The sequence below is a fragment of the Rhizobium azibense genome, assembly GCF_004342325.1.
Classification (GTDB): Bacteria; Pseudomonadota; Alphaproteobacteria; order Rhizobiales; family Rhizobiaceae; genus Rhizobium; species Rhizobium etli_B.
Window position 1 is genome coordinate 118,262 of sequence record NZ_SMBJ01000009.1, and the last position, 17,604, is coordinate 135,865.

9 protein-coding genes are annotated in these 17,604 nt (G+C 60.7%); all 9 read right to left on the reverse strand.

The features are described from left to right. Positions 1–10 precede the first annotated feature (10 nt). The 9 genes from EV130_RS22460 to EV130_RS22500 all read right to left on the reverse strand — a co-directional run bounded on the left by EV130_RS22460 (position 11) and on the right by EV130_RS22500 (position 17,531). The gene (locus EV130_RS22460) at positions 11–1,642 is read right to left on the reverse strand and encodes an alpha-D-glucose phosphate-specific phosphoglucomutase (RefSeq protein ID WP_132552475.1); all 1,632 of its coding nucleotides are present in this window, start codon (positions 1,640–1,642) and stop codon (positions 11–13) included. A 5-nt stretch (positions 1,643–1,647) separates the two neighbouring features. Continuing rightward, positions 1,648–3,090 carry a glycogen synthase GlgA gene (gene glgA, locus EV130_RS22465; protein ID WP_074062487.1) on the reverse strand — a complete coding sequence of 481 codons (1,443 nt, stop codon included), beginning with the start codon at positions 3,088–3,090 and terminating at the stop codon, positions 1,648–1,650. Between the two features lie 4 nt (positions 3,091–3,094). Next, on the reverse strand, positions 3,095–4,357 hold the full coding sequence (gene glgC / locus EV130_RS22470) for a glucose-1-phosphate adenylyltransferase (protein WP_074062486.1): 1,263 nt from the start codon (positions 4,355–4,357) through the stop codon (positions 3,095–3,097). 22 nt (positions 4,358–4,379) lie between these two features. Continuing rightward, a complete protein-coding gene (gene glgB, locus EV130_RS22475; protein WP_074062485.1) occupies positions 4,380–6,587 on the reverse strand; it encodes a 1,4-alpha-glucan branching protein GlgB in 2,208 nt (735 codons plus the stop codon). Continuing rightward, on the reverse strand, positions 6,584–9,046 hold the full coding sequence (locus EV130_RS22480) for a glycogen/starch/alpha-glucan phosphorylase (RefSeq protein WP_074063325.1): 2,463 nt from the start codon (positions 9,044–9,046) through the stop codon (positions 6,584–6,586). The genes glgB and EV130_RS22480 overlap by 4 nt, the downstream gene beginning before the upstream one ends. A gap of 276 nt (positions 9,047–9,322) precedes the next feature. After that, positions 9,323–10,513, reverse strand: a complete 1,191-nt coding sequence (locus EV130_RS22485) for a pilus assembly protein (RefSeq protein ID WP_132661462.1) — start codon at positions 10,511–10,513, stop codon at positions 9,323–9,325. 375 nt (positions 10,514–10,888) lie between these two features. Continuing rightward, a complete protein-coding gene (locus EV130_RS22490) occupies positions 10,889–11,776 on the reverse strand; it encodes a transglutaminase family protein (RefSeq protein ID WP_074062483.1) in 888 nt (295 codons plus the stop codon). Continuing rightward, on the reverse strand, positions 11,773–14,193 hold the full coding sequence (locus tag EV130_RS22495; RefSeq protein ID WP_132661465.1) for a circularly permuted type 2 ATP-grasp protein: 2,421 nt from the start codon (positions 14,191–14,193) through the stop codon (positions 11,773–11,775). The genes EV130_RS22490 and EV130_RS22495 overlap by 4 nt, the downstream gene beginning before the upstream one ends. A 14-nt stretch (positions 14,194–14,207) precedes the next feature. Continuing rightward, positions 14,208–17,531, reverse strand: a complete 3,324-nt coding sequence (locus tag EV130_RS22500; RefSeq protein ID WP_074062481.1) for a transglutaminase family protein — start codon at positions 17,529–17,531, stop codon at positions 14,208–14,210. Between the last annotated feature and the right edge of the window lie 73 nt (positions 17,532–17,604).

Sequence of the window (17,604 nt, forward strand, 5' to 3'; positions counted from 1 at the left end):
GAGCCTCCGATCAGGTGATGACCGAAGGTTCATCACGGCCCGTGCGCTTGGCGATGTCCGCGACACTTTCGGCGGCGGCGACCAGGTCGGCCAGCGCCTCCTGCGTCTCGATGTTGTGCCGGGTCGAATCTGGCTCGTAACGCTCCAGGTAAACACGCAGCGTCGCACCGGACGTACCGGTGCCCGAAAGGCGGAACACGACACGCGAGCCGCCTGAAAAAAGAATGCGAATCCCCTGATGCTCGCTGACCGACTTGTCGACCGGATCGTGGTAGGCGAAGTCGTCTGCCTTTTCGACCGTCAAGCCGCCGAAGGTCTTGCCCGGCAGGTCTGCAAGCTGGCTGCGCAAATTATCGATCAGACCGTTTGCAGCCTCTGTATCCACGCCTTCGTAGTCATGGCGGGAATAGTAGTTGCGGCCATAGGTCTGCCAATGCTGGGTCACGACGTCCTGAACGCTTTCACCGCGCACGGCAAGGATGTTCAGCCAGAGGAGTACGGCCCAGAGGCCGTCCTTCTCGCGGACGTGGCTTGAGCCGGTTCCGGCGCTCTCCTCGCCGCAGATGGTTGCCATTCCGGCATCGAGCAGATTGCCGAAGAATTTCCAGCCGGTCGGCGTTTCGTACATCCCGATGCCACGTTTTTCGGCGACGCGGTCGGCAGCGCCGCTGGTCGGCATGGAGCGTGCGATGCCTGCCAGGCCGCCGGAATAACCTGGCGCGAGATTGGCGTTGGCTGCGAGGATCGCCAGACTGTCTGAAGGAGTGACGAAGATGCCGCGGCCGATGATCAGGTTGCGGTCGCCGTCGCCGTCCGAAGCTGCGCCGAAATCGGGCGCGTCCTCGCCCATCATCTCGTCATAGAGTTCCTTGCAGTGGACAGGGTTCGGATCCGGATGATGTCCGCCGAAATCCGGCAGCGGCATGAAATTGCGCACCGAGCCGAGCGGTGCGCCGAGACGGTTTTCGAAGATTTCCTTGGCATAGGGGCCGGTCACGGCGCTCATCGCATCGAAGGCGATGCGGAACCCGAGGCTGATCAGGTTGCGGATCGCGCCGAAATCGAAGAGCTCCTCCATCAGCGCGGTATAGTCCTCGACAGAATCGATGACCGAAAGCATCATGCCGCCGGGCAGTTCTTCCTTGCCGATGCGATCGAGGTTCACGTCCGGGAAATCGGCTATCTTGTAGCTGTCGATCACCCTGGTGCGCGCATAGATCGCGTCGGTGATCTTTTCCGGCGCAGGCCCGCCGTTGTTGACGTTGTACTTGATGCCGAAATCTTCAGTCGGGCCGCCGGGATTGTGGCTGGCGGAAAGGATGATGCCGCCGAAAGCCTTGTATTTACGAATGATGTGCGAGGCAGCCGGCGTCGAAAGAATGCCGCCTTTGCCAACCATGACTTTTCCGAAGCCGTTGGCGGCGGCCATCTTGATCGCCTTCTGGATGACCTCACGGTTGTAGTAGCGTCCGTCGCCGCCAATGACGAGGCACTTGCCCTGATAACCTTCAAGCGAATCGAAAATCGATTGGATGAAGTTCTCAGCATAGTTCGGCTGCTGGAAGACCGGGACCTTCTTCCTGAGACCCGAAGTGCCGGGTTTCTGGTCCTGGTAGGGCGTTGTGGATACAGATTTGTTCATTTCTGTCACTTGCCTTTCGGGGCGAGGCTTGAATAGAGGGCAGCATAGCGCTCGGCGCTCTTCTCCCACGAGACATCCGATTTCATGCCCTGCTTTTGCAATTGGGTCCAGACTTTTTGGTCAGCGAAGAGATGTAGTGCACGCCGGATTGCCTGCAACATACCCTCTGCGGTCACGGGAGAAAACTGTATTCCCGTTGCGACTTTCGCTGCAAGCGCGGCGTGATTGGCATCGATCACGGTATCGTTGAGACCACCGGTACGTGCCACGATCGGCACGCAGCCATAACGCAAGCCGTAAAGCTGGGTGAGGCCGCAGGGTTCGAAACGCGAGGGAATGATGATGGCATCGCAACCGGCCTGCATCAGGTGCGACATCGGCTCGTTATAGCCGATCGAGACGCCGATGCGGCCGGGATGACGGGCGGCTGCGGCAAGCAGCGAGCCTTCAAGGGCGGGATCGCCGGAGCCGAGAATGGCAAGCTTGCCGCCGAGAGCCACGATTGCGTCGGAGGTCGCAGCAATCACGTCCATGCCCTTTTGCCAGGTAAGGCGGCTGATGATGCTGAAGATCGGCGCGCCGTCGTCATGCAGATGGAAGAATTCGGCGATCGACTTGCGGTTCTCTTCGCGATTTTTAAGTGTCGTGACGCCGTAGTGTGTGTGGACGACCGGATCGGTTGCCGGATTCCAGACTTCAGCATCGATGCCGTTGACGATGCCGTGCAGCACGTCGCGGCGGCTGGCGATGACGCCTTCCAGCCCCATGCCGAACTCGTTCGTCAGTATCTCGTCTGCATAGGTGGGGCTTACGGTGGTGATCGCATGTGCGGTCTGGAGGCCACCTTTCAGGAAGCCGATATGGCCATAATATTCAATGCTTTCGGTCGAGAACGCATGCGGGGGCAGGCGCAGGCTCGGGAAGATGTCCGCGCTGAACTGGCCCTGGAATGCCATGTTGTGGATCGTCAGAACCGTCGGCAGTTCCGGTGTCGGATAGTAGCGCATATAGACCGGCGTCATGGCGGCCTGCCAGTCGTGGGCATGCACGAGGTCCGGCCGCCAGTCGGGCATCAGGCCTGCCGCGATTTCGGCCGCCGCCAGCGATAGCGCCGCAAAACGCCGCCAGTTGTCGGCGTAGTCCTTGCCAGTCTGGTCAAGATAGGGACCGCCTGCGCGATCATAATATGCAGGGGCGTCGAGGACGAGGATATCGAGACCTTCATATTCCGCTTCCAGCACCGTCGCGGGCGCTCCCAGCAGATCATCGAACTGCAGGCGAACGACCGGATCGCGGATGACCTTCATGACTGCCGGGTAGCCGGGCATGAGGGTCTTCGTCTCGATGCCGAACCGCTTGAGTGCGATTGGCAGGGCGCCGGCCACGTCGGCAAGGCCCCCTGTCTTGATCAAAGGGAAGACTTCGGACGAAACCGAAAGAACTTTCATATGTCTAAAGATCCAACTTATCGATCATCGGTTGCGTAATCAGGCAAATACCGCTTTCTGTCCGCCGGAACCGTTTGGCATCGAGTTCCGGATCCTCGCCGACGACGAGGCCCTCCGGAATGACGACGCCATGATCGATCACGACGTTTTTCAACTGCGCGCGCCGGCCGACCTTCACGCTCGGCAGGACGACGGCGCCGTCCAATTTGGAATAGGAGTTGGCGCGAACACCGGTGAAAAGCAGGCTTTTGTGAAGCGTGGCGCCGGAGATGATGCAATCGCCGGCGACGACCGAGGAGGTAGCCGAGCCGCGGCGGTCTTCGTCGTCATGGACGAATTTTGCAGGTGGCGAAATTTCCGCATAGGTCCAGATCGGCCAGGATTTGTCATATATATCGAGTTCGGGAACGATCGCCGTCAGATCGATATTCGCCTGCCAGTATGCCTCGATCGTTCCGACGTCGCGCCAATAGGGTTCGTGTTCGAAATCCGAGCGCACGCAGGACTGGCCGAAGCGGTGAGCGACCGCCTTTCCGTTCTTCACGATATAGGGGATGATATCCTTGCCGAAATCCTTGCTGGAATTCGGATCGTCGGCGTCGCGGCGCAATGCGTCGATCAGGAACCTGGTGTGGAAGACATAGATCCCCATGGACGCAAGCGCAAAATCAGGTTTGTCCGGAATGCCTGGCGGATTGGCAGGCTTTTCGACGAAATCGATGATCCGGTCGCTCTTGTCCACGTGCATAACGCCGAAGCCGACGGCATCCATCCGCGGCACTTCCAGGCAGCCGATGGTGACATCGGCGCCCGAATCGACGTGCTGCTGCAGCATCCACTCGTAATCCATCTTGTAGACGTGATCGCCTGCAAGGATGACCATGTATTCGACGCCGTAATCCTCGATGATGTCGATGTTCTGATAGACGGCGTCGGCAGTGCCTTCGTACCATTGTGTTTCCGAAACGCGCTGGCTGGCCGGCAGGATGTCGAAGCTCTCGTTTCGCTCGGGACGGAAGAAGTTCCAGCCACGCTGCATATGGCGGATCAGAGAGTGGGCCTTGTACTGCGTCGCCACGCCGATGCGGCGGATGCCGGAATTCAGCGCGTTCGACAGTGCAAAGTCGATGATGCGTGATTTGCCGCCGAAATAGACCGCCGGCTTGGCGCGCCGGTCGGTGAGTTCCTTGAGGCGGCTTCCCCTGCCGCCGGCCAGAACATAGGCCATTGCGTCGCGGGCAAGTGGCTGAATGCGCTTCTCTACCATTATCTACTCCTCCCACCAGTCCTTAAGTCTCAGGTTCAAGCATGATCGTCGCCAGCGGCGGCAAGGTGATCGACGCAATGATGCTGCCGCCGGCATTGACGGCCTGCACGCGCCCGCCATTTCCCTTGCCGCTGCCGCCGTAGATATCGGCATCAGTATTGAGGATTTCCCGCCAGCGTCCCTCGAACGGCAGGCGGATGGAATAGTTTTCTCGGTAAGCCGGCGTGAAATTGGTGATGACGGCGATCGGCTTGTGATCCGGTGCCTTGCGCAGCCATGCAAAGACGGAGTTTTCGTGATCGTCGGCAATCAGCCATTCGAAACCGTCGCCTTCGCAATCGCGCGCGTGAAGCGCCGGCTTGGAGCGGTAGGTGAAGTTGAGGTCGCGCACGAGGCGGCGCATGCCTTCGTGCATGCGGTATTGCAGCAGGTTCCAGTCGAGCGAGGTTGCCTCGCTCCATTCGCTCCATTGCGCAAATTCCTGGCCCATGAAGAGCAGTTTCTTGCCGGGGTAGCCCCACATGAAGGCATAATAGGCGCGCAGGTTTGCAAATTTCTGCCAGTCGTCGCCAGGCATCTTTGCGATCAGCGAACCTTTGCCGTGCACCACCTCGTCATGGGAGAGCGGCAGCACAAAGTTTTCCGAATAGGCGTAGAGCAGGCCGAAAGTCAGTTCGTTGTGGTGATGTTTGCGATATATCGGATCACGCTTCATGTAGCTCAGCGTGTCGTGCATGAAGCCCATGTTCCACTTGAAGCCGAAGCCGAGGCCGCCTTCATGTACCGGCTGCGAGACCTTCGGCCAGGAGGTCGATTCCTCGGCAATGGTCATGACGCCCGGGTGCTCGGCGTAGATGCGGGTGTTCATGTCCTGGAGGAAGCGGACAGCCTCGAGGTTTTCGTTGCCGCCGTATTCGTTCGGAATCCATTCGCCATGGTTGCGTGAGTAATCGAGATAGAGCATCGAGGCGACGGCATCGACACGCAGGCCGTCCAGATGGAATTTCTCGGCCCAGTAGAGCGCGTTGTTGACGAGATAGGACTGAACTTCGGTACGGCCGAAATTGTAGATCGCCGTACTCCAGTCCGGGTGGAAACCCTTGCGCGGATCCTCATGCTCGTAAAGAGCCGTGCCGTCGAACCAGCCGAGGCCATGTTCGTCGGTGGGAAAGTGAGCCGGCACCCAATCGAGTATGACACCGATGCCGGCCTTGTGGCAGCCGTTGACGAAACGGGCAAAACCCTCAGGTTCGCCGAAGCGGGCGCTCGGCGCGTAAAGCCCGGTGGTCTGGTAGCCCCATGACGGATCGTAGGGATGTTCGGTGATCGGAAGGAATTCGATATGGGTGAAGCCCATGTCGACGCAATAGGGGATGAGGCTGGAAGCAAGCTCGTCGAAGGAGAGGAAGGAGCCATCCTGGTGGCGCTGCCATGACCCGGCATGCACCTCATAGATCGAGATCGGCTGGCGACGCTTGTCGGTTTCGCTCCAGTGTTTGAGGTGATCTTCGTCCTGCCATTCCTGCAGAAGCTCAGGCGCCACGATGGAGGCGGTCTTCGGCCGCAACTCGCTGCGCCGGGCAAAGGGATCGGCTTTCAGCGGCAGGAGAACACCGTCATGGCCGCGGATCTCGAACTTGTAAGGGACGCCCGTCGGGACATCCGGCGCAAAGATTTCCCATATCCCGGCGCTGGCGCGGAAACGCATCACGTGCCGGCGGCCGTCCCAATTGTTGAAATCGCCGACGACGGAAACGCGCTGGGCATTCGGAGCCCAGACGGCAAAATGGATTCCCTGTGCGCCTTCATGCTTGATCCAGTGCGCTCCCATCTTGTCGAAGAGGCGCAGATGCGAGCCTTCACGCGCGTAATAATCGTCCATCGGGCCGAGCACGGGGCCGAAGCTGTAAGGGTCGGTGACGGCCCATTCCGCATCGTCGCGCCGGGCCCGGTAGCGCACCGGCTGCCGTTTCGCCAGCGCCACCGGGCCAGCGAAAAAGCCATCCGGATGGAGCTGCTTCAGTTCGCCAATGACGCTGCCGTCGAGCGTCAAGGCGGTGACGTCTTCGGCGCCGGGAATGAAGCAGCGGGCAGCATAGCTGTCGCCTGCCTCATGCACGCCGAGGACGGCAAATGGGTTGGCGTGCGAGCCGGTAAGGATTGCCGATATTTCGTCTGCCGTAATCTCCCAGGGACGCTTTACTTCAAGGGCGGCTTTCGGCGTTTTCATCCGGCTCTCCAGATTTCATCGGCATACTGCCGGATCGTGCGGTCGGAGGAGAACCAGCCCATTCGCGCGGTATTGTTGATGGTCTTTGCATACCAGGAGGCGGGCTTGTTCCAGATCTGGTCCACGTCCCGCTGGGCGGCTGCATAGGCGTCGAAATCGGCGGCGACCATGAACCAGTCGTGCGAATAAATGCCATCGATCAGCTGGGCGTAGCGATTTCGGTCATCGGGCGAGAAGACGCCGCCGGCAATCGAAGCCAGTGCCTGCGACAGTTCGCGCGAGCTTTCGATGATGGAGCGCGGGTTGTGTCCGTCGGTGCGGGCATCGGCGACTTCATCGGCGCGCAGGCCAAAGATGACGATATTGTCGGCGCCGACATTGTCGCGCATTTCGACATTCGCCCCGTCCAGGGTGCCGATCGTGAGCGCTCCATTCAAAGCGAACTTCATGTTGCCGGTTCCGGAGGCTTCCATGCCGGCCGTCGAAATCTGCTCGGAGAGGTCGGCGGCCGGCACCATGACCTCGGCAAGCGAGACGTTGTAATTGGGCACGAAGACCACTTTCAGCAGGCCGCGGACGGCCGGGTCGTTGTTGATCGTGCGGGCGACGTCGTTGATGAGCTTGATGATGAGCTTGGCATTGTGATAGCTGGGCGCCGCCTTGCCGGCAAAAAGCTTCACACGCGGCACCCAGTCGAGTTCGGGATGCGAGCGGATCTGGTCGTAGAGAGCGACCGCCTCGATAACGTTGAGCAATTGGCGCTTGTACTCGTGGATGCGCTTGATCTGAATGTCAAACATCGCGGAAGGATCAAGCTTCACGCCCATGCGGCTGGCGACAAGATTGGAAAGCGCTACCTTGTTTGCGCGCTTGACGGAGCCGAACTTTTCCTGAAAGCCCGGATCGGTTGCGAATTTTTCGAGCGGCTTGAGCTTTTCGGCGTCGTCCATGAACTCTTCGCCGATCGCCTCGCGGATCAGGCTGGTGAGGCCGGGGTTGCATTGCTGAAGCCAGCGGCGTGGTGTGATGCCGTTCGTCTTGTTGTTGATGCGGTTCGGATAGAGCTTGTGTAGGTCCGCAAAGACCGTCACCTTCATGAGTTCGGTGTGCAGGGCGGAAACGCCGTTGATCGAATGCGAGCCGACGAAGGCGAGATTGCCCATCCGCACCCGGCGGTCGCCGCTCTCGTCGATCAGCGAGATCGCCCGGATTTCGGTGTCGGAGAAGTTCTTCTCCCTGCGCGCCTCAAGCAGGATCTTGGCATTGATGGCGTAGATCAGCTGCATGTGACGCGGCAGCAACCGTTCGAAGAGCGGGATCGGCCAGGTTTCGAGAGCTTCCGGCAGAAGCGTATGGTTGGTATAGGAAATCGTGCGGCGGACGATATCGAAGGCCTGTTCGAAATCCATGCCGTGAACGTCACAGAGCAGGCGTGTCAGCTCGGCAACCGAAACGGCGGGGTGCGTGTCATTCAGCTGGATCGCCACCTTGTCCGGCAGCGAGGAGAAATCGTCGTACTGCTGCAGGTGGCGGCGCAGGATGTCCTGAAGCGAGGCGGAGGAGAAGAAGAATTCCTGGCGAAGGCGCAGCTCCTGTCCGGCCGGCGTCGCGTCTGCCGGATAGAGCACGCGCGTCAGGCTTTCCGCCTTGTTGCTTTCGCGCAAGGCACCGATATGGTCGCCGGCATTGAAGGCGTCGAGCAGGATCGGGTCGATCGGCTGGGCCGACCAGAGACGCAGCGTGTTGACGCGCTTGCCGCGCCAACCGACCACCGGCGTATCGAAGGCAGCGGCGATGACGCGCTCTGCCGGCTTCCAGACGTAGCGCGGCTTGCCTTCGGCGTCGTTGGCGACGTCGACGGTGCCGCCGTAACCGATTTCATAGGCGCTTTCGCGGCGTTCGAATTCCCACGGGTTGCCATGCGCCAGCCAGCTTTCCGGCAATTCCACCTGCCAGCCGTCGGCAAGCTGCTGACGGAAGAGGCCGTGGACATAACGGATGCCGTAGCCATAGGCCGGCACCTCGACCGTTGCCATGCTTTCCATGAAGCAGGCCGCCAGGCGCCCGAGGCCGCCGTTGCCGAGAGCAGCATCCGGCTCGAGGCCGGCGATCACGTTGACATCGACGCCGAGGGAGGCGAGCGCATCGCGCACCTGCTCCATCAGGCCCATGTTGGTGACGGCATCGCGCATCAGGCGGCCGATCAGGAACTCGAGCGACAGGTAGTAGACGCGCTTGTCGCCGGTCGCGTAGACCTTGCGCGTCGATTCCATCCATTTGTCGATGATGCGGTCGCGAACGACGAGGATAGTCGCCGTCAGCCAATCATGTGGCTTGGCAACTTTTGCATCCTTGCCGATGCGGTAAGTCAGGCGTTCGATGATTTCTTCGGCTAGAATTTCCGGCCTGGAACTGCGCGGGGCGGGAGAGGGGATGGTCGGCTTGGAAACGGGGTTCATCGTCATATCTCGCCAATTTTGATTTAGTTACAGTGCGTTACGTCTGACGAAGCCGACTTTGCACGCACGCCGGTCACGGCAGTTTATGCATCGTTACCAAGCACTTGCAACAAGGGATTTAGCGAAAGCAAAAATTTGGCGAACCGTCGTCTTCACCGGCATAAGGGACTTGATTTCAATTGGTTTTCCCGTTCTGATGCGCGAGATTAGCCCTAAACGAAAAGCCGCCCCGGTTTGTTCCGGAGCGGCCTTTTCCTGAAACGACGAAGGCCGAATTCATTGGGTGAGGCGAATGCTCTGTTTGGCGGCCGACGATCCGATTATCTTGAAGGCTGCGACGAGCGAGGCCATGTTCTCGGCTTCGAAATAGGTCGACGAGCTCGTCGCGCAGTAGCTTAAAAGCGCCTTGCCGCGATCGGGAGCCATGAACGCAACCGTATAGACCGTAATGTTATTTTCGCGCGCCAGGTTGCACCATGTCTTTGTTTCGGTATCGGCTGAAGTGTAGTTGTTGTTGCCGTCCGTCATGAACACAATGTATTTGTCGGGCGTCAGGCCGTTCTTGTTCAAATGCGCTGCATTCTCGGCCGGGTCGACAAGCTTGTTGTATGCCGCCTTGAAGGCATCGCTTGAATTTGTACCGCCTGTCGCCGTCAAAACGTTGACGTAGGTCGACACGGCGGACGTTCCCCAGGCAAGATTCAACGCCGACTGCATCTGGTCATTGTAAGACACGCTGCCGGTGCGAACGTATTGCAGATTAGGATCTGCGGTATTCAGCTGGGTCAGAAGGCTCGAAACGGCCAGCTTCAATGCCTCGATCTTGGTGTAGTAGTCCGTGACCGTTCGATCGCAGGTCTTCGGGTTCTTCTTCGTGCCGCAGTTGTAGCTTTCCGTGCGCGTATACGAAGCCGTAGTATCTTCGGCCATCGATCCCGAACGGTCGAGCACGAGATACATCGAAAGCGAACTCTTTGTGACGGTATTTTCGGTGCTGCTCTCCGTCTTGGACAAAGCTCCGATCCGCGTCGCTTCCTTGCCCATGACGCGCATCAGCGCTGTGTTGTTCGCGTTGTAGGCACTCTTGACCTCGACCTTGAAGGACTTGCCGCCCGAACTGGATGCGGTTTCGGTGACAACAACAGACATTGCATCCCTAAGGGCTGCGATCGTGTCGGCATCGTCAATGTAATTTGACATCTGGCCGATGACAAAGTTCTTGGCGAGCTCCTTGGCGCCATCCACGTCGACCTTTTCGGCGACGAGCGCGGAGGCTGCGGCCAGAGCGGCCGAATCGGATGCTTCCTGCAACTGACGTTGCGAAAGCATCATGTTGGATACGTCGACGGCGAGCCCGGCAGCGCCGATGGCGATTGGCAACAAAATTGCCGTCATCATGGCGAAATTGCCCGAACAATCACGCACGAGGCGCGCAAGTTTGGCGCCCAGAAAAGATATGGGAGACATCATGTCACCTGCAGCAAGAGAAAATTTATGCTGTTTGCATATCTACAGCGCGGTTGTTACCACAGGTCTTAAGGTAATCGCTAAAATTGCAGACAACTTGCGATTTCGGGACATGATCTACTGCGTTTTGCCGCATGGACGTCGCGCCGAGAAGATGGCTGGCGCGTTTGCGCATTAACGCCTGTGGCGGCCGGTTCTGCGTCGGCCCTGCAAGCCTTACCGCAGCCATTGGCTCATTCCGGCACAAAGGCCGGGAAGACGGCAGACGGGTGCTTGCGCCAAGGCCGGTCGGTCTCAAGCTTCAGGCCGTCAGAAAGAACAGGAATTTTTGCAGGTCGCGAGGCTTGAGGAAGCAGCGGTATTCCTGTCTTGCCATCACTTGATGGGAATGACGTCGACGGCCTGCACGGCGCGATGGCCGCCGTAGCTCTTCAGGACGCCGATGACGGGGGCGACGTCGGAATAGTCGCGGCCATAGGCGACGACGATGTGGTCGGTGCCGGCGGGCATGTCGTTGGTCGGGTCGAGTTCGACCCAGCCGAGTGTTTCACCGCACCAGACACGAACCCAGGCATGCATGGCGTCAGCGCCTTCGAGCCGTTCCTTGCCGGGCGGCGGGATGGTCCGCAGGAAGCCGGAGACATAGCCTGCCGGGATGCCGAGGCTGCGCAATGCCAGGATCATGACATGGACGAAGTCCTGGCAGACGCCGCGTTTCAGGGTGAAAGAGTCGAGAGCCGTTGAATCTACCGTCGTCGCTTCCGTATCGTAGGTGAAATCCTTGTTGATGCGAGTGCACAAGGCAGTGGCGATCTGCAGGACCGTAAGGCCCGGCAGAGCGCAACCCCTGGCATAGTCCGAAATGGCGCGGGTTTCCGTGAGACGAGGGCTGCTGGCGAGGAAATGATGGGGAGCGTCAGGCTCCAGCGACCAGACGCCGGCGACCTCCTTGGGCAGGCGGTCGAGATCCGGCGAGAAATCGGCGGCGATCGAACGGCTGTCGACCTGCACGCGGGCCTGCATGCGGATATCCAACGTCTCGTGCGGCGACCGCAGCAGGAAGGATGTTGCCGGATGGAGGAAGAAATCGGTGAAATGCGATTGCTCATCCGGCGAGGGGGATACGGTGATCGAGCCTGCGACCAGCCGCTGCCGGTCGGGCAGCGAAAGCGGCATCAGGCGAATGATGTGACGCGCGCCGGAAGCCGGCGTGTCGTAGGTGTATCCCATGTGCAGGGTGAGGTCGTAGAGCACGGCGGTCACCCGAGGTAGGTCTGGGCGAGAAGGTCGGACAGCTGCTCGAGCTCGCGTTCGAACCTGTTGTAGAACTCGCCGCTCATCGTTTCCGGCGTCATGACGGCGAGGCCGGAATGCAGGCGCATTGCCTCGCGGTAGAATGGCGACATCTGGCCGTTGACGAAGGCGTTCGGCAGCTGCTCGACCTCGCGATGGATCTCGTTCATCTGGAAGAGAACCGAACGCGGGTTCAGCGGATCGAGCGCCAGAAGGTCCGTGACGGTCAGGCGCGCGGTGTTGACGTTGTACCGGCGGCGGTGAGTCATGACGCTGTCGCCGATCTCGAGCAGCATGTCGAGCGCGCCGTCAGGAGCATCGGGGCCCGACATATGGCCGAGAAGACGGGTCATGTGCAGGCCGCGCTCGATATAGCGACCGAGCGAGAGGAAGCGCCATCCCGTGAATCGATACATGTTTTCATGCACGAGACCTGCAAAGCCCGCGAGCTTGCGCAGCAGGATCGTCATGGCATGGCTGGCGTCGTCGCCTGCTGCAACACTGACGTGGAAACGATGCGCGGTCTTGGCCAGATCGTTAAGGGCCAGCCAGCCATCCGGCGAGAACCGGTCGCGGATATTGCTGGCGGAATAGACGGCGCTGTCGATGTTGCGCAGCAGTGTTTCGGGTACGGCCTCGTCCGTGCCGATGTCGATTGCGGCGAGATATTCGGAAACATCGGCAAGCAGCGGCTGACTCGGATCGGCGGCTTCGGCGTAACGGGCGTGCCAGGCGCGAAGGATGCGCAGCGCTCCTTCGGCGCGCTCGATGTATCGGCCGAGCCAGAAGAGATTGTCGGCCGCCCGGCTCGGCAGGCTGCCCGGCATATTGCGGGTGAAGCTTCCCTCGGCAGGCAGCAGGGTATGGCGCTCGACCGGCTTGTCGCTGACGATCCACACGTCTGCCGCCGCCCCGCCCGACTGCATGGCGATCGCAGCAGCGTCATCGCCGGCGCCGATGCGGGCAAAGCCGCCCGGCATGATCTGCCAGCCATTCGCCGTGCGGGCGGCAAAGACGCGAAGCGACATCGGCCGCGGCGTCAGCTTTCCGTCTACCCAGGCCGGCGTCGTCGACAGCGTCACGACCTCCTGGCCGACGAGTTTCTGGCCGTCGGAAATCAGCCAGTCGGTGATCGAATCCTTTGCCGTTGCGCGCAGCGACGAGCCGAGGACGGACTCGCCGCTATCGTCGAAGAAGGGAGCGCGCGAATAGGCAGGACCGATCACCATCTTCTCGATGTTCCTTGCGACATGTTCGCGCTCCTCCTTCTGGCCGCACCACCAAGTGGCGATCGACGGCAAGTGGAGTTTTTCGCCAAGCAGGCGGCGGCAGATCGTCGGCATGAAGGCGAGCAAGGCGCGCGTCTCCAGGATGCCTGTTCCAAGAGCATTGACGATCGTCACCGATTCGGCGCGCAGTGCCTCGACTAGACCGGGCGTGCCGATATGAGAATTCTGGTTCAGCTCCAGCGGATCGGCATAAGCGGAATCGAGGCGACGCCAGAGGACGCCGATCGGCTTCAGGCCGGCCACCGTGCGAACCATGACGCGGCCGTTGACCACCGTCAGATCTTCGCCTTCAAGCAGCATGAAACCGAGATAGCGGGCGATATAGGCGTGTTCGTAGTAGGTTTCGTTTGCCGGTCCGGGGGTCAGGACGCCGATGCGGTCGTCGCCGGAATGCTTCATCGTCTGCAACGCATCGCGGAAGGCGCCGAAGAAGGAGGCGAGACGGTGAACCGGGGTTTCGGCATAGATATCGGAGAAGGCGCGTGTGGTGGCAACGCGGCTTTCAAGCGCGAAGCCTGCACCTGACGGCGCCTGTGTGCGGTCTGCCAGAACCCACCAGTTTCCGTCCGGACCGCGGCCAATCTCGAAGGCGCAGAAATGCAGGTAGTGGCCGGTCGCGGGCTTTACGCCTGCAAGCGGACGTTGGAATTCCGGGTTGGCGGCGATCAGGCCAGGCGGCAGGAAGCCTTCCTCGACCAGCTTGTTGTGGCCGTAGATATCGGCAACGATCGCCTCAAGCAGATTAGCGCGCTGCACGAGACCGGCCGAAAGCGCCTGCCATTCGCGCTCGTCGATCAGGACCGGGATATGCGACAGCGGCCAGGACCGCTCGCCGGTGCCCTTGCTGCCATAGGCGCGATAGAATACGCCGGCATCGCGAAGATAGCGGTCGGCGCGGGCGAAGCGCTCGGTCAGTTCCTTCTTTGGAATTGCTCCGAAGCCCGCAAGAAAGCGCTGCCAGGCCGGGCGGATTGCGCCGTTGTTGTCGACCATCTCGTCGGCAATGCCGGGCAGGGGCGCATAGCCTGATGCCGCATCGTTGCCGCCGCGGCTTGCAACCTCGTGCCTACGTTTCTCCACTGCCGGTTTCTTGCCCATTAAAACCTAGCTCGTCAAATGCCTGCCGGCCTGCGGAGATCCAGCGTCAGCGGGAATTCCGGCGAACCCATCTCGGCGCGCGGAATGAAGCCGCCTGCCGTATGTCCCCACGGTTCGAATCGGGACAGCCGCCTTGCTTCCGCTTCGTTGCCGTTTACCGGGAAGGTGTCATAGTTGCGCCCGCCCGGATGGGCAACATGATAGATGCAGCCGCCGATCGAACGCTTGGACCATGTATCATAAATGTCAAATGTCAGAGGCGTATTGACCGGCAGGACCGGGTGCAGGCCCGAGGCCGGCTGCCAGGCCTTGAAACGGACGCCGGCCACGGAGACGCCGGACGTCCCTGTCGGTTGAAGCGGCACGGTTCGGCCGTTGCAGGTGACGGTGTAGCGCGAGGAATTGCTGGTTTCGAGGCGAACCTGAAGTCGTTCGACCGAGCTGTCGACATATCGAACAGTGCCGCCAATCGCGCCTTCCTCGCCCATGACGTGCCAGGGTTCGAGCGCCTGGCGAAGCTCGAGTTTCGAGCCTTCGTATTCCACTTCGCCGCAGAAGGGGAAGCGGAATTCGAGCTGTGCCTTGAACCACTCCGGGCTGACCTCGAACCCGTTTTCCTTGAGATCGGCAAGCACATCCAGGAAATCGGCCCAGACGAAATGCGGCAGCATAAAGCGATCGTGCAGGCAAGTGCCCCAGCGCACGAACTTGCCGTCGGCGGGATTTTTCCAGAAGCGGGCAATGAGGGCGCGGACCATCAATTGCTGAGCAAGCGACATGCGCGCGTTCGGGGGCATTTCGAAACCGCGGAACTCTACGAGTCCGAGACGTCCGGTCGGCCCATCCGGCGAAAACAGCTTGTCGATGCAGATTTCGGCACGGTGGGTGTTGCCGGTCACGTCGATCAGGAGATTGCGGAATAGACGGTCGGTCAGCCAGGGAAGCGGCGGCGTGCCGCGGCCAGGTGCCGGCACCTGGGCAAGCGCGATTTCCAACTCGTACAGGCTGTCGTGCCTGGCCTCGTCGATGCGCGGCGCCTGGCTGGTCGGCCCGATGAACATGCCGGAGAAGAGATAGGAGAGCGAGGGATGCCGCTGCCAGTGCAGCACGAGGCTCTTCAAGAGGTCGGGCCGGCGCAGGAACGGGCTGTCGTTCGGATTGGCGCCGCCGACGACGACGTGGTTGCCGCCGCCCGTGCCCGTGTGACGGCCGTCGATCATGAACTTGTCGGCGCCCAGCCGGGTCGTGCGCGCCTCTTCGTAAATCGCAGTGGTGATCGCGACGCAATCCCGCCAGTTCGAGGCGGGGTGGATATTGACCTCGATGACGCCGGGATCCGGTGCAACACGAATGACGTTGATGCGCTCGTCCTGAGGCGGCGAGTAGCCCTCGATATGGACGGCAAGTCCAAGTTCAGCCGCAGCGTTTTCGGCGGCTGCGACGAGTTCGAGATAGTCTTCAATGCGCTCGACGGGCGGCATGAAGACGCAAAGCCGGCCGTCGCGCGGCTCGACCGAGATTGCAGTGCGAACCGCGCCGCCGATCTCGCCGAGGGTCTGCTCCACACGGCTCTGGCCGCTCTCGTCGCGATGAAAGGAGGCCTCCGGCATGGCGCGGCCGGCCGGCACGAAGACCTCCGGCAGCGGCTGGCGCGGGATCGATGGGTCGGCCATATGGATATAGGGATATTGCGATGGCGGCACGTAGGGCAGCGTACCGAGCGGCAGACGGTACCCGACAGGGCTATCGCCTGGCACGAGGAAGATCTTGCCGCGTCGGGTCTGCCATTTCTCGCTGATCCAACGGTGCCCTGAAGCCTGAGCGTTCCAGGCCTGAACGGGAAGGATATAGCCTGTCGGAACCGTCAGGCCACGTTCGAAAACGCGGGCAATGCGGTTGCGTTCTTCCGGATCCTTCAGTTTGGAATTCGACGGATCGACATTTTCGGGGAGGCTTCCCTCCTTGACGATCCACTCGGCGGGATCCTCATAGGCCGGCAGCACCATATCAGGCGCAATCGCAAGCTCGCGCGCGATGCCGGTGAGAAGCCGCTCGGCGTCTTCGGCCTTGGCGACGGTGTCAGCGCCTTCTGCCGCGATCAAATCCGGATTCTGCCAGATCGGCTTTCCGTCCTTGCGCCAGTAGAGTGAGAAGGTCCAGCGCGGCAGGCTTTCGCCGGGATACCACTTGCCCTGTCCGTAATGCAGGAAGCCGCCCGGGGCAAAGCGCTCGCGCAGCCTGCGGATCAGGCTGTCGGCTTTCTCCCGCTTGGTCGGGCCTACCGCGGCGGTATTCCATTCTTCGGATTCGAAATCGTCGATCGACACGAAAGTGGGCTCGCCGCCCATCGTCAGGCGCACATCTTGTGCTTTGAGGATACGATCCACCTTTTCGCCAAGTGCGTCGAGCTCGTTCCAGCTTTCCTCCGAGAAGGGCTTGGTGATGCGCGGATGCTCGGCGACACGGGCGACCTTCATGTCGAAGGCGAACTCGGTGTTGGCTTCGCCGAAATAGCCGCCGGAGATCGGGGCGGCGTTGCTGTAATGCGGGGTTGCGGCAAGCGGAATGTGGCTTTCGCCGGTGAGCAGTCCGGATGTCGGGTCGAGGCCCACCCAGCCTGCGCCGGGCAGATAGACTTCGGCCCAGGCATGCAGGTCGGTGAAATCGACTTCCGTACCGGAGGGTCCGTCAAGGGCCTTCAGATCGGGCGTCAACTGAATGAGGTAGCCGGAGACGAAGCGGGCGGCGAGGCCGAGATGACGCAGTACCTGAACGAGCAGCCAACTCGTATCACGGCAGGAGCCTCTGGCGCTTTCAAGCGTGTCCTCCGGCGTCTGGACGCCGGCCTCCATGCGAATGACATAGCCGATCTGCTGCTGCAGGCGGGCATTGAGGCCGACGACCATGTCAACGGTCGGCTGTCCCGGCGAATAGTCGAGCGTTTCGAGGAAAGCCTTGAGCCGCGGGCCGGGGTCCTCGGGCTTCATATAGATCGACAGGTCTTCCTGGATCGTCTGCGGATAGTCGAAGGGCCATTTGGTGGCCTCTTCTTCGACGAAGAAGTCGAAGGGGTTGTAGACCGTCATGTCGGCGACGAGATCGACCTCGATCTTGAATTCGGTCACCGGGTCGGGAAAGACGTAGCGGGCAAGATAATTGCCGTAAGGGTCCTGCTGCAGGTTCACGAAATGGTTCGACGGAGTGACCTTCAGCGAATGGCTGAGCACCCGCGTCTTTGAATGCGATGCGGGCTTGAGGCGGATAACCTGCGGCCCAAGGCGGACCGGCCTGTCGTATTTGTAATGCGTCAGATGATAGATACTGGCTTTGATCGACATATTTTGCCTTGTCCGACGCCACATCGTTATGCGGCATTTGCTGTTCCCGCAGCGATAGTGTGCAATGCAACGA

What these genes read in the sequence shown, in the direction of transcription:
- EV130_RS22460 (WP_132552475.1), bottom strand. Translation starts at nt 1,642, where the DNA reads ATGAACAAATCTGTATCCACAACGCCCTACCAGGACCAGAAACCCGGC.
- EV130_RS22500 (WP_074062481.1), bottom strand. Translation starts at nt 17,531, where the DNA reads ATGTCGATCAAAGCCAGTATCTATCATCTGACGCATTACAAATACGAC.
- EV130_RS22485 (WP_132661462.1), bottom strand. Translation starts at nt 10,513, where the DNA reads ATGTCTCCCATATCTTTTCTGGGCGCCAAACTTGCGCGCCTCGTGCGT.
- EV130_RS22480 (WP_074063325.1), bottom strand. Translation starts at nt 9,046, where the DNA reads ATGAACCCCGTTTCCAAGCCGACCATCCCCTCTCCCGCCCCGCGCAGT.
- glgA (WP_074062487.1), bottom strand. Translation starts at nt 3,090, where the DNA reads ATGAAAGTTCTTTCGGTTTCGTCCGAAGTCTTCCCTTTGATCAAGACA.
- glgC (WP_074062486.1), bottom strand. Translation starts at nt 4,357, where the DNA reads ATGGTAGAGAAGCGCATTCAGCCACTTGCCCGCGACGCAATGGCCTAT.
- EV130_RS22495 (WP_132661465.1), bottom strand. Translation starts at nt 14,193, where the DNA reads ATGGGCAAGAAACCGGCAGTGGAGAAACGTAGGCACGAGGTTGCAAGC.
- glgB (WP_074062485.1), bottom strand. Translation starts at nt 6,587, where the DNA reads ATGAAAACGCCGAAAGCCGCCCTTGAAGTAAAGCGTCCCTGGGAGATT.